The sequence below is a fragment of the Undibacterium sp. 14-3-2 genome, from assembly GCF_016595265.1.
Lineage (GTDB): Bacteria > Pseudomonadota > Gammaproteobacteria > Burkholderiales > Burkholderiaceae_D > Undibacterium > Undibacterium aquatile.
Genome location: NZ_JAENGS010000002.1, coordinates 326,207 through 348,861, shown reverse-complemented (window position 1 = coordinate 348,861; position 22,655 = coordinate 326,207). Strand labels below are relative to the sequence as shown.

Here is a 22,655-nt window from a genome sequence, read left to right as displayed (position 1 = left end):
TGTCCCGGCAAGGCATGGCGACGAAGACAGTACGAGTAGTACGGCGAGCAGCCATAACGCCGCTGGGGCGGTTTTGCATCAATCCTGTCTTTGTCGAAAATAAATTATCTGCATTCCGGATCAGATTCCGGATGTTTTCCGAATAAGTTCATCACTATGACCCAACAAAGCAAACACTATCCGCCATACATTGATTTGCAGCCAATAATGCAGGTGCAGGGCACGGTGCGCTTGCCCGGCTCCAAGAGCATTTCCAACCGCACCTTGCTGCTCGCAGCACTGGCGCAGGGGACGACGGAAATCAAAGATTTACTGGCATCCGACGATACGCTGGTGATGCTGAACGCCTTGCAGCAACTGGGCGTGCACTGGGAGCAAGAAGGTGACAGCCAGAACTACACGGTCCGCGGTGTTAACGGTCAGCTTCCTCGCCATCAGGCCGATCTTTTTATGGGAAATGCGGGCACTGCGATTCGCCCATTGGTCGCAACGCTGGCAGTGCTGGGTGGTGATTACACAGTGCATGGCGTCGCGCGTATGCATGAGCGGCCGATTGGCGATCTGGTCGATGCCCTGAATACCGCTGGTGCGCAGGTCGAGTACACCGGCAATCCCGGCTATCCACCTTTACACATTCGTCGTGGCCATATTCATGCGCAGCGTTTGCAGGTGAAAGGCAATGTCTCCAGCCAGTTTCTGACGGCCTTGCTGATGGCGGCGCCATTGATGGCGAAAGAGCACGACATCGTGATTGATGTCGTCGGCGAATTAATTTCCAAGCCGTATATTGAAATTACCCTGAATCTGATGCAGCGTTTTGGTGTAGCCGTCGAACGCGATGGCTGGCAGGCGTTCACCGTCAAACGTGGGCAGCATTATGTGTCACCGGGCGTGGTGCATGTTGAGGGGGACGCTTCGTCTGCTTCCTACTTTCTGGCGGCTGGCGCCATCGCCGGCGGCCCGGTGCGGGTCGAAGGCGTAGGGCGCGACAGCATACAGGGCGATGTCCGTTTTGCCGAGGCGCTGGAAAAAATGGGGGCAACCATCACCAGCAGCGATAATTGGATAGAAGCCACGTCGAATGGCGCATTGCAGGCGATAGACATGGATTTCAATCATATTCCCGACGCCGCAATGACGATCGCAATGGCAGCCTTGTATGCAAATGGCACCACGACGCTGCGCAATATTGCGAGCTGGCGCGTCAAAGAGACGGATCGCTTGTCAGCGATGGCGACAGAATTAAGAAAACTCGGCGCAACCGTGGAAGAGGGCGCGGATTACATGCGCGTCACACCACCGGCGCAGATATTGTCCGCGACCATAGATACCTATGATGATCACCGCATGGCGATGTGTTTTTCTCTTGCCAGTCTGGATGGTAAGGCTCGGCGCGGCGCAGCGATGCGGATTAACGAACCACATTGTGTGGCCAAGACTTTCCCTGATTATTTTGAGGTTTTTGCCAAAATTAACCATCAGGAGCTGTTTTAATACTCCCCCCAGTATATAAAAGCGGCCTTTGTTTATGCCGACAATAGAGCAAAATTGAAGGATACTCCCCCAAAATGACAAATAAGTATGCCGTAATTACGATTGATGGGCCGACTGCTTCCGGTAAAGGAACCGTCGCCCATCGCGTTGCCAAACATCTGGGTTTTCATTACCTCGATTCTGGCGCGTTGTACCGTTTAACTGCCCTGATGGCGCAACGAAAAAATGTCTCGCTTGACGATGAAACCAGCATTGCTGCATTTGCACGCGCCTTGCCCTGTCGTTTCGTTCACGGCCACGTCATGCTGGAAGACGACGATGTGACTGACGATGTGCGCGCCGAAGCGATAGGCGTTGCCGCATCACGCATAGCGGTGCTGCCGGAAGTCCGTAAAGCTTTGGTGGACTTGCAATTGTCATTCCGCAATGCTCCCGGCCTGGTGGCGGACGGGCGTGATATGGGCAGTGTGATTTTCCCCGATGCCAGTCTCAAAATTTTCCTGACAGCAAGTGCAGAGGCACGCGCGAGTCGTCGATATAAGCAATTGATTGAAAAGGGAATTTCTGCTAATATGGAAGACTTGGTGAAAGATTTGATGGAACGTGATGCGAGAGACAGTACCCGCGCAGCCGCCCCACTCAAACCTGCATCAGGTGCAATTATTCTGGATACCTCAGAACTTACTGCTGAACAAGCGGTGAATCAGGTGCTGGAATGGTATGCAGAAGCACAGGAAAGCAAGCCGTTGTCATAGTAGACGGTTCGATTGCTAAATGTGCAGTAAGTCCCTTTGATAAAGCAAGTTTATTGAAGGGTTGTTCAACCTAACCCGGTAAACAGCGCCTTTGTTCTGTTCCGGCTAACTCAAAAATATTATGTCTACTGTATTCATGTCCCAAGATTTCGCAACCGGTGCAGACAGCTTCGCAGCTTTGTTCGAAGAGTCCCTGTCACGTCAGGATATGCGTTCCGGTGAAGTGATTTCTGCTGAAGTCGTTCGTATCGACCACAACTTCGTGATCGTGAACGCAGGCTTGAAGTCTGAAGCCTTCATCCCTGTTGAAGAATTCAAAAACGACCAGGGCGACCTGGAAGTTAATATCGGCGATTTCGTTTCCGTAGCGATTGATTCGCTGGAAAACGGTTTCGGCGACACTATCCTGTCCCGTGACAAAGCAAAACGTCTGGCATCCTGGCTCGCGCTCGAAAAAGCGCTGGAGTCTGGCGAGATCGTTACTGGTACAGTTAACGGCAAAGTTAAAGGTGGTCTGACTGTTCTGACGAACGGCATCCGCGCTTTCTTGCCAGGTTCTTTGGTTGATACACGCCCAGTGAAGGATACAACTCCTTACGAAGGCAAAACTATGGAATTCAAAGTCATCAAGCTCGACCGCAAGCGTAACAACGTTGTGCTGTCCCGCCGCGCTGTTGTTGAAGCGTCTATGGGCGAAGAGCGTCAAAAACTGATGGAAACCCTGAAAGAAGGCACAGTGGTTACTGGTATCGTTAAAAATATCACTGACTACGGCGCGTTCGTTGATCTGGGCGGCATCGATGGCTTGTTGCACATCACTGATCTGGCATGGCGTCGTGTACGTCACCCTTCCGAGGTGTTGACGGTTGGTCAGGAAATCACTGCAAAAGTATTGAAATTCGACCAAGAGAAAAACCGTGTGTCCCTGGGCGTAAAACAATTGGGCGACGACCCATGGACAGGCTTGTCCCGTCGTTACCCAGCGAACACACGTCTGTTCGGTAAAGTAACTAACCTGACCGACTACGGTGCGTTCGTTGAAGTCGAACAAGGTATCGAAGGTCTGGTTCACGTTTCCGAAATGGACTGGACTAACAAAAACGTGGCACCAAACAAAGTTGTTCAATTGGGCGACGAAGTTGAAGTTATGGTTCTGGAAATCGACGAAGAACGTCGTCGTATCAGCCTGGGCATGAAACAGTGCAAAGCTAATCCTTGGGATGATTTCGCGATCAACCACAAGAAAGGTGACAAAGTTCGCGGCGCGATCAAGTCCATCACTGATTTCGGCGTATTTATCGGTTTGTCTGGCAACATCGACGGTCTGGTACATTTGTCTGATCTGTCCTGGAACGAAACAGGCGAAGAAGCAGTGCGTCGCTTCAAGAAAGGTGACGAACTGGAAGCCATCGTTCTGGCTATCGACGTTGAACGCGAGCGCGTTTCCCTGGGTGTTAAACAACTCGAAGGCGACCCATTCAATAACTACTGCGCAATGAACGACAAAGGCGCAATCGTTACTGGTACAGTGAAATCTGTTGAGCCAAAAGGCGCAGTGATCCAACTGGCTGACGACGTTGAAGGCTACCTGCGTGCATCCGAAATCTCCCGCGACCGCGTGGAAGATGCTGGTACACATCTGAAAGTCGGCGACAGTGTTGAAGCGTTGGTGTTGAACATCGACCGTAAAGCACGTGGTATCCAGTTGTCTATCAAAGCAAAAGACAGCGCTGAAACACAAGAAGCAATGCAAAAAATGTCTACTGCTGTAGATTCCAATGCAGCTTCTGGTACTACCAGCCTGGGCGCGTTGTTGAAAGCTAAACTCGACAACAAAAACTAAGCTCAATCTCAGTCATAAGGTTTTATAAATATGACGAAGTCGGAGCTGATAGCTCGTCTGGCGGAGCGATATCCACAACTGGTTGCAAAAGATGTGGATGTCGCTGTCAAAACCATCTTAGATGCAATGACCGATGCTCTGGCAACAGGGCAGCGGATAGAAATCAGGGGTTTTGGCAGTTTTTCTCTGAACAGTCGTCCACCACGGATAGGTCGTAATCCTAAATCTGGTGACAAAGTGATGGTGCCTGAAAAACGGGTACCACATTTCAAACCGGGTAAAGAATTGCGCGAACGTGTCGATGCCATGGTTGGGCAGCCGATACACGATGACTAGACGGGTCATCGGGCCTCGCGATTGATGCAAATTAAAAAACGGTATATCGGTTTTTCCGGTATGCCGTTTTTTTTCAGTACAATGGTCGCTTTGCAGACACAGTAAAGCAACAGCGTTCGTTAATGCCGCTTTTACTCATTAGGATGTAACCATGAAATATATTTCCAGATTGCTTGCTGCGATACTTTTCATCATCTTTTTTGGCTTTGCCTTAAAGAATGATCAGATCGTCACGCTTCAGTATTTCTTCGGTTATCAACAATCAGCACCTTTGGTGATTATGCTGTTGGTTTTTTTCGTAGCGGGTGCCGTGTTGGGCGCTCTGGCGATGGTTCCTATGGTGTTCAGACACCGTCGTGATCTTTCTCGTCACAAGAAAACGCTGGCGGAAATTGAGAAAGAGCGTCTGCTTGCCGAGCAGGCAAGTATGCAGGCACCACAACCAGATAGTGTCCGGAACGATTAGTCTTCACGTGCCGGCTTTACCCTGAAATGTGAATGCAGAGAGGAACGAAGCTTGTCTCTCGCTGACATTATTCAGGCAGATACTTACTATCTTGAAAAACATTACAGAAAATAAGAAAAATGGAATTTGAAATTTGGTGGTTGCTTGGCATCCCCTTGTTTTTTACTCTTGGCTGGCTGGCTGCCCGGATCGATATCCGCCAGTTGCTTTCCGAGTCGCGCAGTCTGCCGCGTGGCTATTTTAAGGGGCTTAATTTTTTACTCAACGAACAGCCCGATAAAGCAATTGATGCGTTTATCGATATTGTTCGTCTTGATCCTGAAGCTGTTGAATTGCATTTTGCGTTGGGAAATTTATTTCGCCGCCGTGGTGAAACCGAGCGCGCAATTCGTGTGCATCAAAATCTCGTCCAGCGCCCTGATTTGCCTTCCGATCAAAAGACGCAGGCAATGTTCGAGCTGGGGCAGGATTACTTAAAAGCAGGCTTATTAGATCGTGCTGAGGAAACATTTAATCAGCTTGTTTCCGGACCTTTTGAAGTTCAGGCTCGCCGTGCTTTGCTCGAAATATATCAGCGTGAAAAAGAATGGGCGCGTGCGATCGATGCCGCATACGCGTTGCAAGAAGCAGGTGCGGGTGGCAGACAAAAAGAGATCGCGCAGTTTTATTGTGAAATTGCGCAGGATGAGCTGGCGCGCTGCAATACTGAGGCAGCGCTTGCCGTATTAGAAAAAGCGCTGGCGATAGACCGTTTGAGTGTCCGTGCCGTGATATTGATGGGCGACGTCTATCAGTCAATAGGTGAAACAGAAAAAGCCGTTACTGCCTGGTTGCGTGTGGAGCAGCAAAGTGTGCCGCACGTGGCGCTGGTTGCGCAACGCCTGATGGATGCATATCGTAAGCTGGAGCGCCCGCAGGAAGGCCTGAATCTGTTGAAAAATTACCTCGAAGAAGCACCGTCTGTGGATTTGCTCGAGGTGGTCTTTAAAGCGACGATAGAGCTTGATACGGTAGCGGCAGCAAATCAGCTGGTTAGTGACGAATTACGCAGAACACCAACTTTGCTCGGGCTGGAAAAATTACTGGACGCCCGTTTGATTGAGGTTTCTCCGGAGTTCCGGCCAGAACTGTCGCTGGTCAAAAATCTGGTACATGGTTATGCGCAGAAATTGTCACGCTATCAGTGTTCTCATTGTGGCTTTAAGACGAGGCAGTTTTACTGGCATTGTCCAGGTTGCAGTCGCTGGGAGACTTATCCGCCGCGACGTACAGAAGAGTTAAATGTAATGAATTAATTGTATTCCTCTGCATGCGGCATCTTGTTCGTATCAAGGAACGATGGCTCTCGCAGGAATACGGCACTATTTATTTGGGACTGAGATCGCAAAATGAAAATTACTATTATTGGTACTGGTTATGTTGGCCTCGTGACGGGTGCCTGTCTCGCGGAATTGGGAAACGACGTATTTTGTCTTGATGTTGATCAGCGCAAAATCGACATCCTGAACAATGGGGAAATTCCTATCCATGAACCGGGACTGGAAGAAGTGGTAGCGCGTAACCGCGCGGCTGGACGCATCCGTTTTTCGACTGATGTCGAGGCAAGCGTAGCGCATGGCGATATCCAGTTTATTGCGGTCGGTACACCTCCCGATGAAGACGGCTCCGCTGATTTGCAATATGTGCTGGCAGCGGCACGTAATATCGGTAAATACATGACTGGCTTTAAAGTCATCGTCGATAAATCGACCGTTCCTGTTGGTACCGCTGACCGCGTCAGCGTTGCTGTGCAAGAGGAGTTGGCTGCGCGCGCAGCAACTGCAACTTTTTCGGTTGTGTCCAATCCTGAGTTCCTGAAAGAAGGTGCTGCAGTTGAGGATTTTATGCGTCCTGATCGTATTGTGATTGGTTGCGATGCGACGCCTCAGGGTGAAAAAGCGCGCGATATGATGAAAAAGTTGTACACGCCATTTAATCGCAATCGCGAACGCACTTACTGGATGGATGTCCGTTCTGCTGAATTCACGAAATATGCAGCAAATGCGATGCTGGCGACGCGTATTTCGTTTATGAATGAACTCGCCAATCTGGCTGATCATGTCGGTGCTGATATCGAAGCCGTACGCCACGGGATAGGCTCTGACCCCCGTATCGGCCATAGTTTTTTATATGCGGGCTGTGGTTATGGTGGATCTTGCTTTCCAAAAGACGTACAGGCACTGGAACGTACCGCGCAGGACTATGGTCTGAACCTGTTGATTTTGCAGGCGGTTGAAGAAGTGAATGCGCGCCAGAAGCAGATTCTAGGTGCCAAGATCATGCAGCGCTTTGACAATCAGATTGTCGGTAAACATTTTGCAATCTGGGGTCTCGCATTTAAGCCAAACACGGATGATATGCGTGCTGCCTCGTCGCGCGTGTTAATCGGCGAATTGCTGCGCAATGGCGCGACGGTGGCTGTTTATGATCCGGTTTCTATGGAAGAAGCTAAACGCGTGTTTGAACTCGATTTTTATGACGCACCGGAATTACTCGTGTCGATCCGTTATGCTGAAAATCCTATGGATGCGCTGAATGGTGCAGATGCCCTGGCGATTGTTACGGAATGGAAGGCTTTCCGCAGCCCTGATTTTGATCAGGTTAAGCAGCGTTTGAAACAGGCAGTGATTTTTGATGGTAGAAATCTGTTTGAACCCGCGGTGATGACGGAGTTGGACATTGAATATCACGGCATTGGCCGCTCTGTACTCACGCGTAAGTGAGGTCGTTTTTGATGAGTGAGCAAGTGAAAAAGCAAATTCTGATCGCTGGCGATGTCATGCTCGATCGTTACTGGTTTGGTGAGGTGAACCGGATATCGCCTGAAGCCCCGGTGCCCATCGTTCGCGTCGAGCGTCGTGAAGAACGTCTTGGTGGCGCTGCAAATGTGGCTTTAAATGCAGTTGCTCTTGGTGTGAACGCAGGACTAATGGGCATCATCGGTGATGATGAGGCGGGCAACAGTATTGAAAATCTGTTGAAAAAAGCCGGTATTTCCAGTTACCTCAGCCGCGACAAACAAATATCAACGATCATCAAATTACGTGTGATCGGTCGCCAGCAACAACTGATACGTATTGATTTTGAGGAAAAGCCAACAGAAATTGTTCTCAGAGACAAACTGAATCGTTTCAATGCCTTGCTGAGTGCGTATGACGTCGTCATTTTTTCGGATTATGCCAAAGGCGGTCTGATGAATGTGAAGGCGATGATACAAGCCGCAAAGGAGGCTGGTAAGCTTGTTCTGGTGGATCCTAAAGGCAGTGATTTCGCCCGCTATGCAGGAGCAACATTATTAACGCCGAATAAATCAGAACTGAAACTGATTATCGGCGAATGGGCGAACGAGGCTGAACTGACTGAAAAAGCACAAAATTTACGGCGCGAATTAGATTTGCAAGGTTTGTTATTGACGCGTTCTGAAGAGGGAATGACCCTATTTACCGAAGAAGATGTCACGCATGTGCCTGCAATGGCTCGCGAAGTTTTTGATGTTTCCGGTGCCGGAGATACTGTCATCGCGACGATGGCAGTGATGATGGCGAATGGTATGCGTATGCAGGATGCCGTAGTGATCGCTAATCGGGCTGGCGGTATCGTGGTTGGTAAACTGGGTACAGCGACTGTGACAAAAGAAGAATTATTCTCAGGGGTGTAGTTTTCTCTCAATCTGCTGAAAATAAGTCAACCCTTATGTGCTTTTACCGTTAATAATTATGTTTCGTTTTCTGGCATTTTAGAAAATGAAACATGATCATTAAAGTTCATCACTTTTTGGGGAGTCTTCATATGTTCAAAAAATTATTATTAGCAGTGGCTGCAATGGTTGCCACCATGGGTTTTGCGTTTGCCGACGTTGATGTCAATAAAGGCGATCAGGCTGCTCTGGATGGAATTAAAGGCATAGGTCCTGCCAAATCCAAGGCGATTATCGAAGAGCGCACAAAAAATGGCAGTTTCAAAGACTGGGCTGATTTCGAAGCACGTGTGAAGGGAATTGGCGATAAAAATTCTACCAAGCTGTCCGAAGCTGGGCTGACCGTGAATGGACAGGCAAAGCCAGGCGCACCAGCTAAACCAGCTGCTGCAGACAAGTCAGCAAGCAAACCTGCAAAAGCAGCAAAAGAACCTAAAGCGGATGCTAAGCCTGCGGATGCACCTGCAAAAGCAACAAAAGCCGATGATAAGGCGACAGAAAAAACACCGGAAAAACCAGTAAAAGCATCAAAAGCAGAGAAAAAAGCAGCGAAAGCAGAAAAAGCGGATGCTACTGAGAAAGCGGCCGCCAGTGCAAAAGAAGGCAAAGCAAAATAATCTGATTAAATAGTCTTATTTTCAGATCTCGATCTTCACCGTCGTCGCCTGTGTTTTACGTAAAAGCCTCCGATTTTGAATCATCGGAGGCTTTTTTATTAGCTTATGCGAATTATGTATAAGGAATATATCTGTTTCTGAATGCTGTCAGCTGCGATATTTACCTGTGAAAACAGTGAGATAGCGCTGTTTTGTGGTCTGACACGCCGCAATAAGCGCCATGCGTCAGAATTCAAGTGCGTTTAGAATAAGCCTGTGTTTCACGACTATTGATAACTATGTCTTACCTGACTATTGAAGACACGATTGGTAACACCCCTTTAGTACGTTTACAAAGAATACCGGGTGAGGAAAATCGGCGTCGCAACAACATTATATTAGGCAAACTGGAAGGTAATAATCCAGCTGGCTCAGTCAAAGACAGACCCGCATTAATGATGATCAGGCGCGCTGAAGAGCGGGGTCAACTGAAACCTGGTGATACCCTGATTGAGGCGACCAGTGGCAATACTGGTATTGCACTGGCAATGGTAGCCGCCATGCGTGGTTACAAAATGATTTTACTGATGCCGGAAAATCTGAGTATCGAGCGTCGTCAGAGTATGGCTGCATACGGTGCCGAGATCATACTGACACCAAAAACCGGCGGCATGGAGTATGCGCGGGATCTGGCCGAACAAATGCAAAAAGAAGGCAAGGGTTTGATTCTAGATCAGTTCGCGAATCCGGATAATCCTCTTGCGCATGTTGAAGGTACCGGACCGGAAATCTGGCGGGATACGAAGGGAAAAGTCACTCATTTTGTCAGCGCAATGGGGACGACCGGAACGATCATGGGAGTTTCCGCTTATCTGAAGCAGCAAAATCCGCAGATTCAGATTATTGGCGCCCAGCCAGAAGAGGGCTCGCAAATCCCCGGCATTCGCAAATGGCCGGAAGCGTACATGCCTAAGATTTTTGATAAAGCCAAAGTTGACCAAGTGGAATCAGTAAGCCAAGGGGATGCCGAGCACATGGCGCGCAGACTCGCTGCGGAAGAGGGAATTTTTTGCGGTATTTCAGCGGCGGGTGCCTGTGAAATTGCACTGAGAATTGCGGAGACAGTAGAAAACGCAACGATCGTGTTTATCGTATGTGACCGTGGCGATCGTTATTTATCGACTGGTGTCTTCCCCGCCTGAGTCTCCGGCAAGTCTGGGCGCAGATACGCTCAGTTAATGTTGTCACCCCCAAAAAAATACCGAAATTACTCTCACAAGTAGTTTCGGTATTTTGCTTTATCTGTCGCCGGGGATTGCCCGGAAAGCATTTAAGCTGCGTCTTTTGGCTTGAATTGCTTGTCGCTGATGCGGAATTTCGCACGACGGTCACCCATCAGTTCGCGTAATTCTTTGATGCTGATATCGCTGATTTCATGCATGCGGATCAACAACGAAGCGCCTACAGGCAGACGACGATGTCTGATTTTGCTGATGACCGGTGGTGCAACTTCTAACGCTCTTGAGAGTGCTGCGTCATTTTTCAAATGCAATTGCTTGATCAGAGTATCTAAAAGATTGTTGGGATCGTAGTCGATCTCATCTGATTCAAGCTGGGTTAAATTTGCCATAATTACCTCGCTGTCTAGTCTATTGATGCTGGATTTAATTGCTTCAATGAGAATTAATCAAACGGTAACATTGTAACTTTAAAATAGAATTTGCTTTTAGCAAGAATAGCAAACCATTGTTAAATCCCTATTCAAACTTAGCATCAAACATGCATTAGTATTAATAAGACAATATCACTGTAGATTAATTTGCAATTAATCTCAACGCTTGTTTTTAAAAAAGCATGCAATGGATGGTTATTTCCGTCTTTTGCATGCTAGCAATTACTTACGAATATAGTATTGGGTAAAAAGTACCTTAAATCAATTGGTGAAAACGAAACATATTGTTAAAAAGTTTTGTTCAAGCTGACATATACCTATTTTTCTTTTGCCGCACTGATGATTCGCCCCAGATCAAACACCGACATGGCATAAAAATAACTCCGGTTATATTGTGTAATCGCGAAGAAATTATCAGTTGCCAGCCAGTATTCGGTGGCTTCGTCACCATTCTGTAGGTCGATAACGCCATACTGTATGTTGCTCGGTGCATCACTGCTTGCCGTGCTGATAAAGGTTTTTAATTCCGCCAGAGAATAGCTGGCACGTAATCCCTGGCTCAGCGCTGTCTGTAATAACGCTGGGTTTGCTTCGCTTGAAATCAGGGTAGCCGGGAAGGTGACAGGGAGATTTCTTTTCCAGCCATGCATCGCCAGGTAGTGAGCAACGCTGCCGATAGCATCGATGGGGGAATCGGTCAGATTGATGCTGCCATCGCCGTCAAAATCGACTGCAAATTTACGTATGCTGCCTGGCATGAATTGCGGCCAGCCTATCGCACCTGCGTAAGAGCTTTTAAATGCAAAGGGGTCGACGCCAGATTCTCTTGCCATCAGCAGCATGTTTTCCAGCTCATTGCGGAAGAACTGCATGCGGGCATCTCTCGTTGGCGTGTCAGGATAGTCAAAGGCCAGCGTTGTCAGCGCATCCATGACCCGGAATTTTCCGGTGTTTTTTCCAAAAATGGTTTCCACACCGATTAGGCCGACGATGATCTCCGGCGGTACACCGTATTGCTGCCGTGCGCGCTCCAGCGCATCTGCATATTTATTCCAGAATGCGACGCCAGCCTCTATCCTGTAGGGTTCCACAAAACGGGCGCGATAGGCTTTCCAGTTTTTAGGTTTCCCTGCCGGAGCGGGTCTCATCAGTTGCCTTGCGCTTTCAACGTAGCGCACTTGTTCAAATACGGTTTGTAACTGCGCTTTGTCAAACTGATGTTTATCCACCATTTCCGTAATGAATGCAGAGACTTCTTTCCATTCATTAAATCGGACATTTTCTTGCATCACCGGTGTCGCAGAGGCGACCTTAGCACTGCGCTTGGCAGACGTTTTGTTTACTGAAGGTGTCGCGCTTAATGCCGGTATAGCAATGCTGCTGATGATCGCAGCACAGAAGCAACTGCGGACGAGGTATTGAATAGATTTCACAATGGTCGATGTCAAGTGCTTGTTCAGTAAATTAGCGACAGGCTGCTAACAGGATTTTCAGTTGGCGTATACGCTGGCTTTCCGGAGCGGTGGTTTGTCCATATTTCGCATTGATATAGGTGCGCAGGAATTTTTCCACCGGTGGAATATCTTTTGCTGGCAATATTTTTTTCAATCTTTGCAGATACGCATATGGCCCCTCATCCACTGCGCGGGGCGGTGTTTTCTTTGCCATTTTTTTGCAGAACGCCAAGTATACTCTATCCATTGCCGGGATCGAAGGTCTGTTCAGCATCAACGGCAGGGCAATTGCGCCGATAATGAGAGTGCCCGTGATAAAAAACAGCAAACTGATGCGCGACCAGTCTATGTTTTTAAAGCCTAAGGAGCTGAGAAAGTTTTTCTGCGTTTGCTGGTTGTAATTGAGTACCCACTGATTCCAGGAGTTATTGATGGCGTCGAGGCGCATGCGCATAGCTTGGCTCCATGAATTGCCGGACAAGGCAAAATTCATCAGCCCTGCAAAGCCGCGTTTGGGAATCGCCTGATTCAGATTTTGCATAACCCGTTCTGGCGCGACGGCGGCCGTCGGGTCGACGCGGACCCAGCCCTGACCTCCGAGCCACACTTCCGTCCACGCATGCGCATCGGATTGCCGGACTTCAAAATAGCCATCAACTTCATTCAGCGTACCGCCCTGATAACCCGTTACGATTCTTGCCGGAATACCGGCCAGCCGCATCAGATTCACAAACGCACTCGCATAATGTTCGCAAAACCCGGCTCTGCTCTTGAACAAGAAATCGTCAATACTGTTGATGCCCAGCAGCGGCGGTTCCAGCGTGTAAGTAAATGCTTCCTTGCGAAAGTACTGTAAAACCGCATTGATCAGAGCGCTGTCATCGCTGTATTGACGCCGTAGCGCGTCCGCAAAGGCCGCGCTACGCGGATTGTAACCGGCAGGTATTTCCAATGCCCGGTGTAAATCGCGCAGATTGTTTTCGACGAGGTAACGATATTGCGGATAAGACGTCACCTGATAACGCAGACGCTGGCTGATGATGTCATTGCTGCGCAGTTCCATTTGCCGATTGATACTGGCGATAGTGTTGCCATCGATTTGCGGTGCTGCCGCTGGTAAATCGAGAGCAAACAACCAGCGCTGGCTCTGTGGTTCCAGGATAATTTCCTGCGTGATCGGTGTTCCTGCGTACTGCGCAATATCACCGTTATTCTTTTGCAAAAAGCGAGCCGGCGACCAGGTTTTGCCATCGAATTCCGTCATCACGATACCGCGCCAGTAAAGCAGTGATTTATTCGGTGCCGGTTGCGAAAATTTCACCCTGAAGGCGATCTCTTCTGACAAGACCAGATCGCTGATACCGCCCGGTGACATCGTTTCCGATAAGCCTGAGCGTCCACTATGTGCATCACCCGGCAAACCCCAGAGCGGGCCTTGTATTCGGGGGAAAAGAAAGAACGCACACAAGGTCAGCGGAATTGCCAGTGCCATCATGCCTAAGCCTAATTTCAGGCGTTGTTTCAGGGATGGGAAAAGACCTGTGTAGTGGAACGACAATTGTGCTGTGAGCAGCAGACTCACTGAGACTAGTGTCATGAATGCTGCCGCGATGGTTTGCTGATAAAAAAAGCTGGTCAGCAATAAAAAAAATCCGAGAAACAGTACGACAAACAGATCCCGCTTTGCATGCATCTCCAATAATTTACAGGTCAGCAGCAGTACCAGCATGGTGACGCCAGCCTCACGTCCAAAGAAGGTTTTATGATTCAGATAGACGCCCAGCATCATCAGTGCCGACACCGGAATCAGTATCCATCCCGGTGGCAGGCGGCGACCGGTCAGCGTCAGCCAGCCACGCCACATTAGCAGCCCAACACAACTGACACTGACCCATGTTCCCAGATGCGAAAAATGCGGCAGCAGCACACTCAGGCAGGCAACGATTAACAGCAGCGTATCTGCTTTATCGCGACTGAAAACGGGCAGGGAAAGAGTCCGGCGCATAGTCACCTGATCACAATTCGTAAAGCGCTAAGGCGCGCAGGCACGCATCGCGATGTGCCGGTCCCTGTGCCGGGGCGTAATTTTCCTGCCCGAGCTTAAAACCGTACTGCAACCCGGCCTGATCTGCTTCCAGCACCCATCGGGTCATGCGCGAGAGTTTGAGTTCCAGATTCATCGTTCTTGGCAGGGCAGAAAAATCCAGCAGAATATCGTTGCCAGCACCACCGATAAATTGTTTGGTCACCAGTTGCCCGCCGAGCGCAGGATCTACGCGGGCGATTTGTTTCCACGCCAGATGTTTCAGTGCGTCGCCCGGCTGATACGCCCGCACACCCGAGAAATCCTCGTTGCCACCCTGGCCTTCGAGTTCATTCGATGGTGCGCCAGAAGTCGGTAGCGGCGGCGCATGTTCTTCCGGCTCCGGATACACCAGTGCCCGTGCGTCTGGCAGCCAGGTGCTCCAGGCGCGTAACAAGCCAAGTGGGAACCAGGTTTGCAGGCGCACCCGTGGAATCGCCTGCCAGCCACGGCTGCGCGTCGGATAGTTCAGGTGTATGCTGGTTCGGCTGTCTGGGGCAATATCCACCGCTTTTTCCGGTGCGTTTTTTTCGTTGAAGCCGACCCAGATCGCGTAGCGCTGATATTTGCGCCGATTGATCAGAAAAATGGTGAAGTGCGTTTCTTCGCCAGCAAACACGGCTTGCGCCGGGCCCGTATCGAGATGCAGGTAGGCGAGATTTCTGAAGCAAAAGAAAACATTCACCAGAGCGACGCTGCCGAGTACAAACGTCAATGCAAAACCCAGACTGAGATTGTAATTGGTGGCGGAAATAAACAAGATCAGCAGCATCAGCAAAAACATCCAGCCTGCCTTGCTTGGCAACGTGAAGACGCGGCGTTGTTTCAGAAAAACTTCACCACTCTCAGGTTGATGCTCAAGAAAAATGATCTTGTGCAAGCGTGCTTTCCAGCGTTCAGATAAAGCGGTCAGCATGGCATCCGTTTTCCGGTCTCCGGTTCAGTACACATCAGACGGCAACGCGCTTGATCACGTGCGCCAGTAAATCTGCGCTGGCGCTGGCTTTACCATTGACTGATTTAAGCGGACGCAGGCGGTGCGCAATCACCGGAATCATGATGGCCTGCACGTCTTCCGGCAGTACGTGATCACGCCCCTCAAGTGCCGCCCAGGCACGCGCTGCCTGCAACAAGGCGAGCGATGCGCGCGGGCTCATGCCTTCGGCAAAGACATCGCCCTGACGGGTTGCCTGTGCCAGCGCCTGCACATAATCAACCAACGACGGCGAGGTGTGTATTTGTTTGAGTTGCTGCTGCGCCTGCAATAACTCGCTGGCCTGCATCAATGCTGGCAGCTTTGACAGCAAAGCGCGACGGTCTTCGCCCAATAACAGCGCACGCTCTGCCGCCGCGTCCGGGTAGCCGAGTGACAGACACATCAGAAAACGGTCCAGCTGTGATTCTGGTAACGGAAAGGTGCCGACCTGATGCGCTGGATTTTGCGTTGCGATCACGAAAAATGGGGCAGGCAGTTTGCGTGTCTGGCCTTCGGCAGAAACCTGATGCTCTTCCATCGCTTCGAGCAGGGAAGACTGTGTTTTTGGTGTGGCGCGGTTAATTTCATCGGCCAGCAAGACCTGGGTGAATACCGGGCCGGGGTGAAAGATAAACTGATTTTTTTCGCGGTCAAAAATCGATACACCAATGACATCGGCGGGTAGTAAATCGCTGGTGAATTGCAGACGGTTAAATTTCAGGCCCAGCGAAATCGCGAGAGCGTGCGCGAGTGTGGTTTTACCGACGCCGGGCAAATCTTCGATTAACAAATGACCTCCAGCGAGCAAACAGGCCAGCGCCTGACGGATTTGCAGCTCTTTACCGATAATGACGTTATTGACTTGTTTTGCAACTTTATGCAATTGGGAAAACATGTATTTCCTCGCGTAAAAATCAGCGCACAGTGTAGCCGAATTAAACCGGCTTGTTGTAATCCCTGCACTGGCCGGACAGGCGCATTTGCAAAAGCAGCTAAATAAGGTGAAACTGATAGCTAAATCTACAAAAATCCGAGACATGACAACCGCGTATTACACCCATGCAGATTGCAAACGCCATGAAATGGGATCATGGCATCCGGAATCACCAGAACGTTTGCAGGCGATAGAAGACCAACTGATCGCCAGCCGCATCAGCACCTTGCTGGATCACCGCGATGCACCGTCGGCAGAAGAAAGCGACCTGGCGCGGGTGCACACAGCGGATGCGATTTACCGGATACGCGAAAATTGTCCGTCCGAACATTCCGAATACGATCACTTTCCACTCGATGCCGACACTGCTTTAAATAGCTACACCTGGCGTGCCTGTCTGCGCGCGGCAGGGGCGGCGATCGCCGCAACCGATGCGGTGATCGATGCCGAAATCGAAAATGCTTTTTGCGCTGTACGGCCACCGGGACATCACGCCAGCCGCAAAGAGTCGATGGGATTCTGTATGTTTAACAACGTCGCGATTGCTGCCCGTCATGCGCTCGATGTGCGCGGCTTGCAGCGTGTCGCCATCGTTGATTTCGATGTGCATCACGGCAATGGTACCGAAGATATTTTCCGTGATGACCCGCAAGTGCTGATGGTGAGTTTTTTTCAGCATCCTTTTTATCCGTATTCCGGCGATAGCGAACCGGCCAGTAACATGGTCAACGTGCCCGTGCCGGCGCATAGCTATGGCGATGTGATCCGCACGCTGGTCACTGAAAAGTGGTTGCCAGCCTTGCGCGCATTTCAGCCGGAAATGATTTTTATCTCGGCCGGGTTTGACGCGCACCGTGAAGACGATATGGGGCAGCTGGGGCTGACGGAAGCCGATTTTGCCTGGCTGACCAGACAGGTGATGGCGGTCGCGAAAGACTATTCCAAAGGCCGCATCGTCAGTTGTCTGGAAGGCGGCTACAACCTCTCGGCGCTTGCCCGTAGCGTGACTGCGCATTTGAAAGTTCTTGCTGATCTTGAATAAATGATGGCAAGCCATCGTTTTTCTGCTGTTTTGCCTCTTTAAATACTGGGGGGAGTATTCTGCAAAGCCCTTTGTTTGTAAGGACAATTGAGCGAAAACAGCAGATACTCCCCTTTTTTTCTTTCCGCAGACAATTTTTCGGACCGCTTTTCAGCGGCTGACACAACACGCCGATGGCTTTCTGAATGGCGTTGTGCCCGGGCTGTTATCTGCAAATTGGTTTCGTTGCAGGTTGGCGACAAAATGATGTCAATGACGATATCGTTTCAAACTTCTTTAACATTTGTACGCTGTTATTTCGCCTGCATACTCCTTACACTCAGCATCGTTTACTTTATTTCGTATGTATTCGTATCGCATTTGCGGTACGACGATTCTGAGGGCAAATCTGTCGAAAGGCAGAGACGCAAAGCCTCCGGCCTACAGCGCAGACGCGCCACGGTAGCGGGGTTGCTGACTATCCTGTGATGTCATCAGGTATTTCGCGTGGCCCTCGCTAACAACAGAGAGCTGAGCCCATGCCTGTCACCCGTCCTGTCACCAAACCTGTCCCCCGGATTCTTTCTGCCAGCCTGCTTGCCTTGCTGAGTGCCTGTGGCAGTAATTCTGGCAGTAATTCTGATAACGCGTCGCTGAATCAGGCACCTGCCGCGATTGCGACTGCGACCACGACACTCAGTGCAGATGTTGCCCAATTACCGGAAACGGCAGCGGCGCAGATTGCACAACCGACGTTTCACGTTGCCCCTGTGTTGCTCGATACGCCAACCGATATCGATGCGTTTAACAGCAGCGCGTCTGCGCTGATGGGACCGCGTCAACAGGCGATACCTGAAGAATTTCAGCAATTATCCGATCGTGGCCTGACCGTGACTGCGATGCAGGAAGTGCAGGCGCAACAGGGCGCGCGCGTCCGCTCTTTACCGGGCAACAGCGTGATACAACCGCAAGCCACGTCCAGCGTTGTATCGACTTATACGCCAGCGCAGATCCGCGCGGCATACGGTCTCGCCGCACTGCCTGCGAGCATGACAGGGCTGACAGCTGCGCAAGCCGCGCAACTCGGTGCCGGTCAAACGATTTATATCGTTGATGCGTATCACGATCCGAATGTTGCCGCCGAACTGGCGGCATTCAATCAAAAATTCGGTTTGCCTGGTTGTACTGCGAAAACTCTGGCGGCCACCAGCACCTTGCCGTTGGCAGCACCGGCGACCAACGCTTGTGAATTGGTGGTCGCCTACAACACCGCAAGCGGCACACTGACTGGCACTGCTCCGGCATACAACTCTGGCTGGGCGACTGAGATCACACTTGATGTGCAGTGGGCGCATGCAACCGCACCGCTGGCAAGGATAGTGCTGATCGAAGCCGCCGATGCATCGCTGAATAGCTTACTCGGTGCGGTCAAATTGGCGAATGCGATGGGGCCGGGCGTGGTGTCGATGAGTTTCGGCGCGGCAGAAGGTAACTGGACTGCATCGGTCGATGCTGCTTTCAGCGCGGCAAAAATGACTTATCTGGCAGCGACCGGTGATTCCGGTGCCGCCGTCAGCTGGCCATCGGTTTCGCCGTATGTGGTGGCGGTTGGCGGCACATCGCTGACCTATTCCGGTAGCGGCACGCGGGTTGAAAGTGGCTGGTCAGGTACTGGCGGCGGCACCAGCGCCTACACGCCTTTGCCGACTTATCAGAACAGCAGTGTTCCAGGCATGGGCACGCTCGCCCGCCGCACTGTCGCTGACGTGGCATTTAATGCGGACCCATCGACTGGTCAGTATGTGGCTGTCATCAATCCTGGCAGCACGACCGTCAATTGGATCAGTGCCGGTGGCACCAGCTTATCGACTCCTCAATGGGCGGGTATCGTCGCGGTGGCAAATGCGACCCGTGCGCAATTGGCAAAAGCGCCGCTGGGTCAGCCACACAGCCTGTTGTATGGTCAGATTTCTACGGTGCCGGGAACGTACGCCAGCACGTTTGCTGACATTGTCAAAGGCTCGGACGGAACCTGTGCCACTTGCTATGCGAAGACGGGCTACGATCAACTGACGGGCCTGGGAACGCCGAATATCGGCAATTTGATCAGCACGCTGACAGGAACCGCAATCGCACCGACTGCCCCCGTGGTGACTGGCGCTGCGATCAGTGGGCAGGTTGGTACAGCACTGACTTTCACCGTTTCGGCAACGGCGACAAATCCGCTGACGTATGCGCTGAGCGGTGCACCGTCGGGCATGACGATTGCCAGCACAGGCGTCGTGACATGGACGACACCTGTAGCGGGAACCTATGCGGTGACGGTCACTGCAACCGACAGCAAAACAGCGCTGAGTGGCAAAGCGGTTTACAACATCACGATTGCCGCCGCGAAGGCACCGGTGGTGACTGGCGGCACGATCAGCGCGAAAGCAGGCACACCATTGTCATTCTCCGTCGTGTTAACTGCTGCTAACCCTGTGACGTATAGCCTCAGTGGCGCACCGGCCGGTATGGCGGTCAGCACCAGCGGTTTCGTCAGCTGGGCAGCACCAGTGGTCGGCACGTATAACGTGACTGCGATAGCTAAGGACAGCAAAACAGGACTCAGTGGTCAGGCGGTATACACCATTGTTGTGTCAGCAGCGGCAGTCAGTGGTCCTGTGATTACGGCTCCGGCGATGAAGGGTGTGGCAGGTAAAGCGCTGACAGGGCAGATCAGTATTTCTGATCCGGGCGTCAGCTGGGTATCGATATCGATTTCCGGCGTGCCTCTGGGAATGAGCTTTTCCATGAACAGCAGTCTGGCGATCACGGCCAGCTGGCCAACTCCGGTGACAGGGAGCTATACCCTGAAAGTCGTGGTGACCGATTCCGCCGGACGTACGGCACAGGCATCGGTGCCAGTCACGATTGCAGCGAAGTAAAACAACACGGCTGCGCATCGTCACGATGCCAGCCGATGAGATTGATACAAAAACGCCCGTGTGATTCAGACACGGGCGTTTTTTATTTCGCTCTCTGATGAGTTGAGCTATGCGTTGAACTCAACGGTATTTTCAGGCAAATTTGCAGCCAGTGCTTCTGCCTCAAGGATGTGGCGCAACGACCATGGCCGTCATTTTTCTGACCACGGGCAGAATCAGCAGCAAGACGGGAAAGGCAACGAGCCATGAAATTCCCCATGAGCCCATCCACATAGCGACGAAATTATTCGCCAGACCGACGCTGCGCAATGTGCTGATGGCAGAGACGATGCAGGTCATGATGATAGATAAAAAGAAGGGCATGACGATGCTGGCATAACGTGCCGGTAGTCTGGGTAAGCCGGATGGCTTGCGTGGTGATGTTGAGGGCATAAAAAATCCAAAATTCGGGCGATGATCTGGTAACAAAGTCAGATCATCGCAGCTTCTTTTTTCAGGGTATTGCGGAGGACGTACTGCTGACAGCTTTTCCGCCAGATGCAGAGTGCGCTTATCTTACAAGAGCACAGAAAAAGACGCAGACATTTACTTTTCGCCGCTGTCTTCCTGTTGGCACAGACGATCAACCGGTATCGGGCCGAATACTTTTTGCAGGCCGCCGATACCGCCGACCTGTTTGATGAATACCTGCTGGCGCGACTGGTGCACGGCCAGCGTGTAATGATAGCTGTCTGAAATTCTCGGGCCGGTCGTTGGCATCGCAGTCACCACGACGAGTTCGCTATCCGGCGGCAATGCTGCTGTTTGCGGAAACGCATGAGCGGCTGCCTGCGTCACACCGACAGTCTGAAAGCAGGGCGACAAATTGCGGATGATTTTTTCTGTCAGGTGGCGATCGTTGGAATTCGCAGGCTCTTTCATCATGGTCTCGGCATAGATATTGGTGGATAGCAGCGCGGCGCACAGCAACGCCGCAAGGTGTTTAAGCATGCGTGTCAGCAGAGTGGTGGTGGACGGCATCATTTTTCCTGGCGATGTGGAGAAGACAGCTTCAACCGGATATTGCATCGGCAATATCACAATATAAACGAAAAACCGCCAGCGCATTGCCGCATCATTGCCACATAACAGCGATCAGCATACCGGTTGCGCTCAGCGGCTCAGAATAGCGTTATTCCGGTCGCCTAAGGCCAAAAAATACTGGGGGGAGTATATTTTAAAGCCCTTTATTTACTTAGAGATTAAGGCAAAAATCGCATATACCCCCCGATTTATGCCTATTTCTGGGGTAAAACACAAACTTCTGCGCAGATTCTGCGTGGAGCGGGGCAGAGTTCCGTACAATATCGCTTTGTTTTTGCTGATAAGAAGAATACGCATGTCGATACAATGGTTCCCCGGCCACATGAACGCTGCCCGCAAGAAGGCGGCGGAAACCATGGAAAACACCGATCTGGTGATAGAAGTGCTGGATGCCCGCATTCCGCAGGCGAGTTGCAATCCTATGGTGGAGCAACTGCGCGTTTTCCGCCAACGCCCTTGCCTGAAAATTTTAAACAAAGCCGATCTGGCTGATCCGAATGCCACTAAATTCTGGCTGGATTACTACAACGCCCAGAAAGACGTGTTTGCCGTGGCCATGAGCTGCAAAAAACCGGCAGACGTTGCCAAGGTGCCCGGTTTTGCGCTGAAACTCGCACCGCATCGTGGCGTGCCGACCAAGCCTTTGCGCATGATGATCATGGGTATTCCTAACGTTGGTAAATCGACGCTGATGAATGCCTTGCTGAAAAAACGCGTCGCCAATGTCGGTGATGAACCTGCGGTGACCAAGACGCAGCAACGCCTGTATCTCGGTAAAAACATGATATTGACCGATACGCCCGGCATGTTGTGGCCGAAGATAGAACATCCTACCGATGGCCTGATGCTGGCAGCCAGCCATGCGATCGGTATCAATGCGCTGATCGAAGAAGAAATTGCGACTTTCCTTGCCGAGCAATTGCTGATTCACTATCCGAAGTCGCTGGTGACCCGCTATGGTTTCAATCTGGAAGGCATGGATGCGGTGGCTGTGATTGAAGGCATCGCAAAAAAACGCGGCTACAAACTCAAGGGTGGCGATTGGGATTTTGAAAAAGCCTCGCATACCTTGTTGCTCGATTACCGCAGCGGCGCTTTGGGCCGCATCAGTCTGGAAACGCCCGCCAGCCGTGAGCATCTGCTGGCGACCTATGTGCCGCCAGTCTTGCTGGGACAGGGCAAGAGTGTGCAAACCGGTATGGAGCCGGAAGCCGACGAGCAAGAGTAAGCCGTGCCATCGTGGCATTAACGATGGCAGACCATTCAGACTACGCCGCGT

The 22,655-nt window shown here is 51.1% G+C and carries 20 protein-coding genes and 1 riboswitch; of the genes, 13 read left to right on the top strand and 7 right to left on the bottom strand.

The features are described from left to right. Window positions 1–156 precede the first annotated feature (156 nt). The 10 genes from aroA to cysM all read left to right on the top strand — a co-directional run bounded on the left by aroA (window position 157) and on the right by cysM (window position 10,428). A complete protein-coding gene (gene aroA, locus Undi14_RS06080) occupies window positions 157–1,494 on the top strand; it encodes a 3-phosphoshikimate 1-carboxyvinyltransferase (protein WP_200178683.1) in 1,338 nt (445 codons plus the stop codon). 74 nt (window positions 1,495–1,568) lie between these two features. Further along, window positions 1,569–2,249 (top strand): (d)CMP kinase, encoded by a 681-nt coding sequence (gene cmk, locus Undi14_RS06075; protein WP_200178682.1) that lies wholly within the window; start codon window positions 1,569–1,571, stop codon window positions 2,247–2,249. Window positions 2,250–2,385: 136 nt separating this feature from the next. Then, on the top strand, window positions 2,386–4,092 hold the full coding sequence (rpsA, locus tag Undi14_RS06070) for a 30S ribosomal protein S1 (protein ID WP_186883051.1): 1,707 nt from the start codon (window positions 2,386–2,388) through the stop codon (window positions 4,090–4,092). Between the two features lie 30 nt (window positions 4,093–4,122). After that, on the top strand, window positions 4,123–4,428 hold the full coding sequence (locus Undi14_RS06065) for an integration host factor subunit beta (protein WP_186883052.1): 306 nt from the start codon (window positions 4,123–4,125) through the stop codon (window positions 4,426–4,428). 151 nt (window positions 4,429–4,579) lie between these two features. Continuing rightward, window positions 4,580–4,894: a lipopolysaccharide assembly LapA domain-containing protein gene (locus tag Undi14_RS06060; protein ID WP_190479294.1), complete on the top strand. Its 315-nt coding sequence runs from the start codon at window positions 4,580–4,582 to the stop codon at window positions 4,892–4,894. A 119-nt stretch (window positions 4,895–5,013) separates the two neighbouring features. After that, the gene (gene lapB / locus Undi14_RS06055) at window positions 5,014–6,189 is read left to right on the top strand and encodes a lipopolysaccharide assembly protein LapB (protein ID WP_186883054.1); all 1,176 of its coding nucleotides are present in this window, start codon (window positions 5,014–5,016) and stop codon (window positions 6,187–6,189) included. A gap of 93 nt (window positions 6,190–6,282) precedes the next feature. Beyond that, the gene (locus tag Undi14_RS06050) at window positions 6,283–7,656 is read left to right on the top strand and encodes a UDP-glucose/GDP-mannose dehydrogenase family protein (protein WP_200178681.1); all 1,374 of its coding nucleotides are present in this window, start codon (window positions 6,283–6,285) and stop codon (window positions 7,654–7,656) included. A gap of 11 nt (window positions 7,657–7,667) precedes the next feature. Beyond that, window positions 7,668–8,591 carry a D-glycero-beta-D-manno-heptose-7-phosphate kinase gene (gene rfaE1, locus Undi14_RS06045; RefSeq protein WP_200178679.1) on the top strand — a complete coding sequence of 308 codons (924 nt, stop codon included), beginning with the start codon at window positions 7,668–7,670 and terminating at the stop codon, window positions 8,589–8,591. A gap of 131 nt (window positions 8,592–8,722) precedes the next feature. Continuing rightward, window positions 8,723–9,247 (top strand): helix-hairpin-helix domain-containing protein, encoded by a 525-nt coding sequence (locus Undi14_RS06040; protein WP_186883057.1) that lies wholly within the window; start codon window positions 8,723–8,725, stop codon window positions 9,245–9,247. 278 nt (window positions 9,248–9,525) lie between these two features. After that, window positions 9,526–10,428, top strand: coding sequence for a cysteine synthase CysM (gene cysM / locus Undi14_RS06035; RefSeq protein WP_186896820.1), 903 nt, complete (start codon window positions 9,526–9,528; stop codon window positions 10,426–10,428). Between the two features lie 128 nt (window positions 10,429–10,556). On the opposite strand, the gene Undi14_RS06030 is transcribed toward cysM, so the two are convergent. From Undi14_RS06030 to Undi14_RS06010, 5 genes are all read right to left on the bottom strand, one after another. Next, a complete protein-coding gene (locus tag Undi14_RS06030) occupies window positions 10,557–10,856 on the bottom strand; it encodes a hypothetical protein (RefSeq protein ID WP_186883059.1) in 300 nt (99 codons plus the stop codon). Window positions 10,857–11,215: 359 nt separating this feature from the next. Beyond that, a complete protein-coding gene (mltB, locus tag Undi14_RS06025; protein WP_234030438.1) occupies window positions 11,216–12,346 on the bottom strand; it encodes a lytic murein transglycosylase B in 1,131 nt (376 codons plus the stop codon). 16 nt (window positions 12,347–12,362) lie between these two features. Continuing rightward, window positions 12,363–14,357 carry a DUF3488 and transglutaminase-like domain-containing protein gene (locus tag Undi14_RS06020; protein ID WP_200178677.1) on the bottom strand — a complete coding sequence of 665 codons (1,995 nt, stop codon included), beginning with the start codon at window positions 14,355–14,357 and terminating at the stop codon, window positions 12,363–12,365. Window positions 14,358–14,367: 10 nt separating this feature from the next. Beyond that, a complete protein-coding gene (locus tag Undi14_RS06015) occupies window positions 14,368–15,351 on the bottom strand; it encodes a DUF58 domain-containing protein (RefSeq protein WP_200178675.1) in 984 nt (327 codons plus the stop codon). A 34-nt stretch (window positions 15,352–15,385) separates the two neighbouring features. Further along, the gene (locus Undi14_RS06010) at window positions 15,386–16,306 is read right to left on the bottom strand and encodes a MoxR family ATPase (RefSeq protein ID WP_200178673.1); all 921 of its coding nucleotides are present in this window, start codon (window positions 16,304–16,306) and stop codon (window positions 15,386–15,388) included. 142 nt (window positions 16,307–16,448) lie between these two features. Here Undi14_RS06010 and Undi14_RS06005 point away from each other — a divergent pair, with 142 nt between their 5' ends. Both Undi14_RS06005 and Undi14_RS06000 read left to right on the top strand, forming a co-directional pair. Next, a complete protein-coding gene (locus Undi14_RS06005) occupies window positions 16,449–17,387 on the top strand; it encodes a histone deacetylase family protein (RefSeq protein ID WP_190479307.1) in 939 nt (312 codons plus the stop codon). 371 nt (window positions 17,388–17,758) lie between these two features. Further along, window positions 17,759–17,845: riboswitch (cyclic di-GMP riboswitch) on the top strand. A 60-nt stretch (window positions 17,846–17,905) separates the two neighbouring features. Next, window positions 17,906–20,293, top strand: a complete 2,388-nt coding sequence (locus tag Undi14_RS06000) for a S53 family peptidase (protein WP_200178671.1) — start codon at window positions 17,906–17,908, stop codon at window positions 20,291–20,293. Window positions 20,294–20,455: 162 nt separating this feature from the next. On the opposite strand, the gene Undi14_RS05995 is transcribed toward Undi14_RS06000, so the two are convergent. Together Undi14_RS05995 and Undi14_RS05990 are read right to left on the bottom strand one after the other, a co-directional pair. Then, entirely contained in the window at window positions 20,456–20,725 is a 270-nt protein-coding gene (locus Undi14_RS05995) for a DUF2798 domain-containing protein (RefSeq protein ID WP_200178670.1), read from the bottom strand. A gap of 153 nt (window positions 20,726–20,878) precedes the next feature. Next, window positions 20,879–21,400, bottom strand: a complete 522-nt coding sequence (locus Undi14_RS05990) for a hypothetical protein (RefSeq protein WP_200178669.1) — start codon at window positions 21,398–21,400, stop codon at window positions 20,879–20,881. Window positions 21,401–21,671: 271 nt separating this feature from the next. On the opposite strand from Undi14_RS05990, the gene ylqF reads away from it, so the two are divergent. Next, a complete protein-coding gene (ylqF, locus tag Undi14_RS05985; RefSeq protein ID WP_200178668.1) occupies window positions 21,672–22,604 on the top strand; it encodes a ribosome biogenesis GTPase YlqF in 933 nt (310 codons plus the stop codon). Window positions 22,605–22,655: the final 51 nt, after the last annotated feature.

Coding starts and splice junctions, on each gene's coding strand:
- aroA (WP_200178683.1), top strand. CDS start 157: ATGACCCAACAAAGCAAACACTATCCGCCATACATTGATTTGCAGCCA.
- cmk (WP_200178682.1), top strand. CDS start 1,569: ATGACAAATAAGTATGCCGTAATTACGATTGATGGGCCGACTGCTTCC.
- rpsA (WP_186883051.1), top strand. CDS start 2,386: ATGTCCCAAGATTTCGCAACCGGTGCAGACAGCTTCGCAGCTTTGTTC.
- Undi14_RS06065 (WP_186883052.1), top strand. CDS start 4,123: ATGACGAAGTCGGAGCTGATAGCTCGTCTGGCGGAGCGATATCCACAA.
- Undi14_RS06060 (WP_190479294.1), top strand. CDS start 4,580: ATGAAATATATTTCCAGATTGCTTGCTGCGATACTTTTCATCATCTTT.
- lapB (WP_186883054.1), top strand. CDS start 5,014: ATGGAATTTGAAATTTGGTGGTTGCTTGGCATCCCCTTGTTTTTTACT.
- Undi14_RS06050 (WP_200178681.1), top strand. CDS start 6,283: ATGAAAATTACTATTATTGGTACTGGTTATGTTGGCCTCGTGACGGGT.
- rfaE1 (WP_200178679.1), top strand. CDS start 7,668: ATGAGTGAGCAAGTGAAAAAGCAAATTCTGATCGCTGGCGATGTCATG.
- Undi14_RS06040 (WP_186883057.1), top strand. CDS start 8,723: ATGTTCAAAAAATTATTATTAGCAGTGGCTGCAATGGTTGCCACCATG.
- cysM (WP_186896820.1), top strand. CDS start 9,526: ATGTCTTACCTGACTATTGAAGACACGATTGGTAACACCCCTTTAGTA.
- Undi14_RS06030 (WP_186883059.1), bottom strand. CDS start 10,856: ATGGCAAATTTAACCCAGCTTGAATCAGATGAGATCGACTACGATCCC.
- Undi14_RS06020 (WP_200178677.1), bottom strand. CDS start 14,357: ATGCGCCGGACTCTTTCCCTGCCCGTTTTCAGTCGCGATAAAGCAGAT.
- Undi14_RS06015 (WP_200178675.1), bottom strand. CDS start 15,351: ATGCTGACCGCTTTATCTGAACGCTGGAAAGCACGCTTGCACAAGATC.
- Undi14_RS06010 (WP_200178673.1), bottom strand. CDS start 16,306: ATGTTTTCCCAATTGCATAAAGTTGCAAAACAAGTCAATAACGTCATT.
- Undi14_RS06005 (WP_190479307.1), top strand. CDS start 16,449: ATGACAACCGCGTATTACACCCATGCAGATTGCAAACGCCATGAAATG.
- Undi14_RS06000 (WP_200178671.1), top strand. CDS start 17,906: ATGCCTGTCACCCGTCCTGTCACCAAACCTGTCCCCCGGATTCTTTCT.
- Undi14_RS05995 (WP_200178670.1), bottom strand. CDS start 20,725: ATGCCCTCAACATCACCACGCAAGCCATCCGGCTTACCCAGACTACCG.
- Undi14_RS05990 (WP_200178669.1), bottom strand. CDS start 21,400: ATGCGCTGGCGGTTTTTCGTTTATATTGTGATATTGCCGATGCAATAT.
- ylqF (WP_200178668.1), top strand. CDS start 21,672: ATGTCGATACAATGGTTCCCCGGCCACATGAACGCTGCCCGCAAGAAG.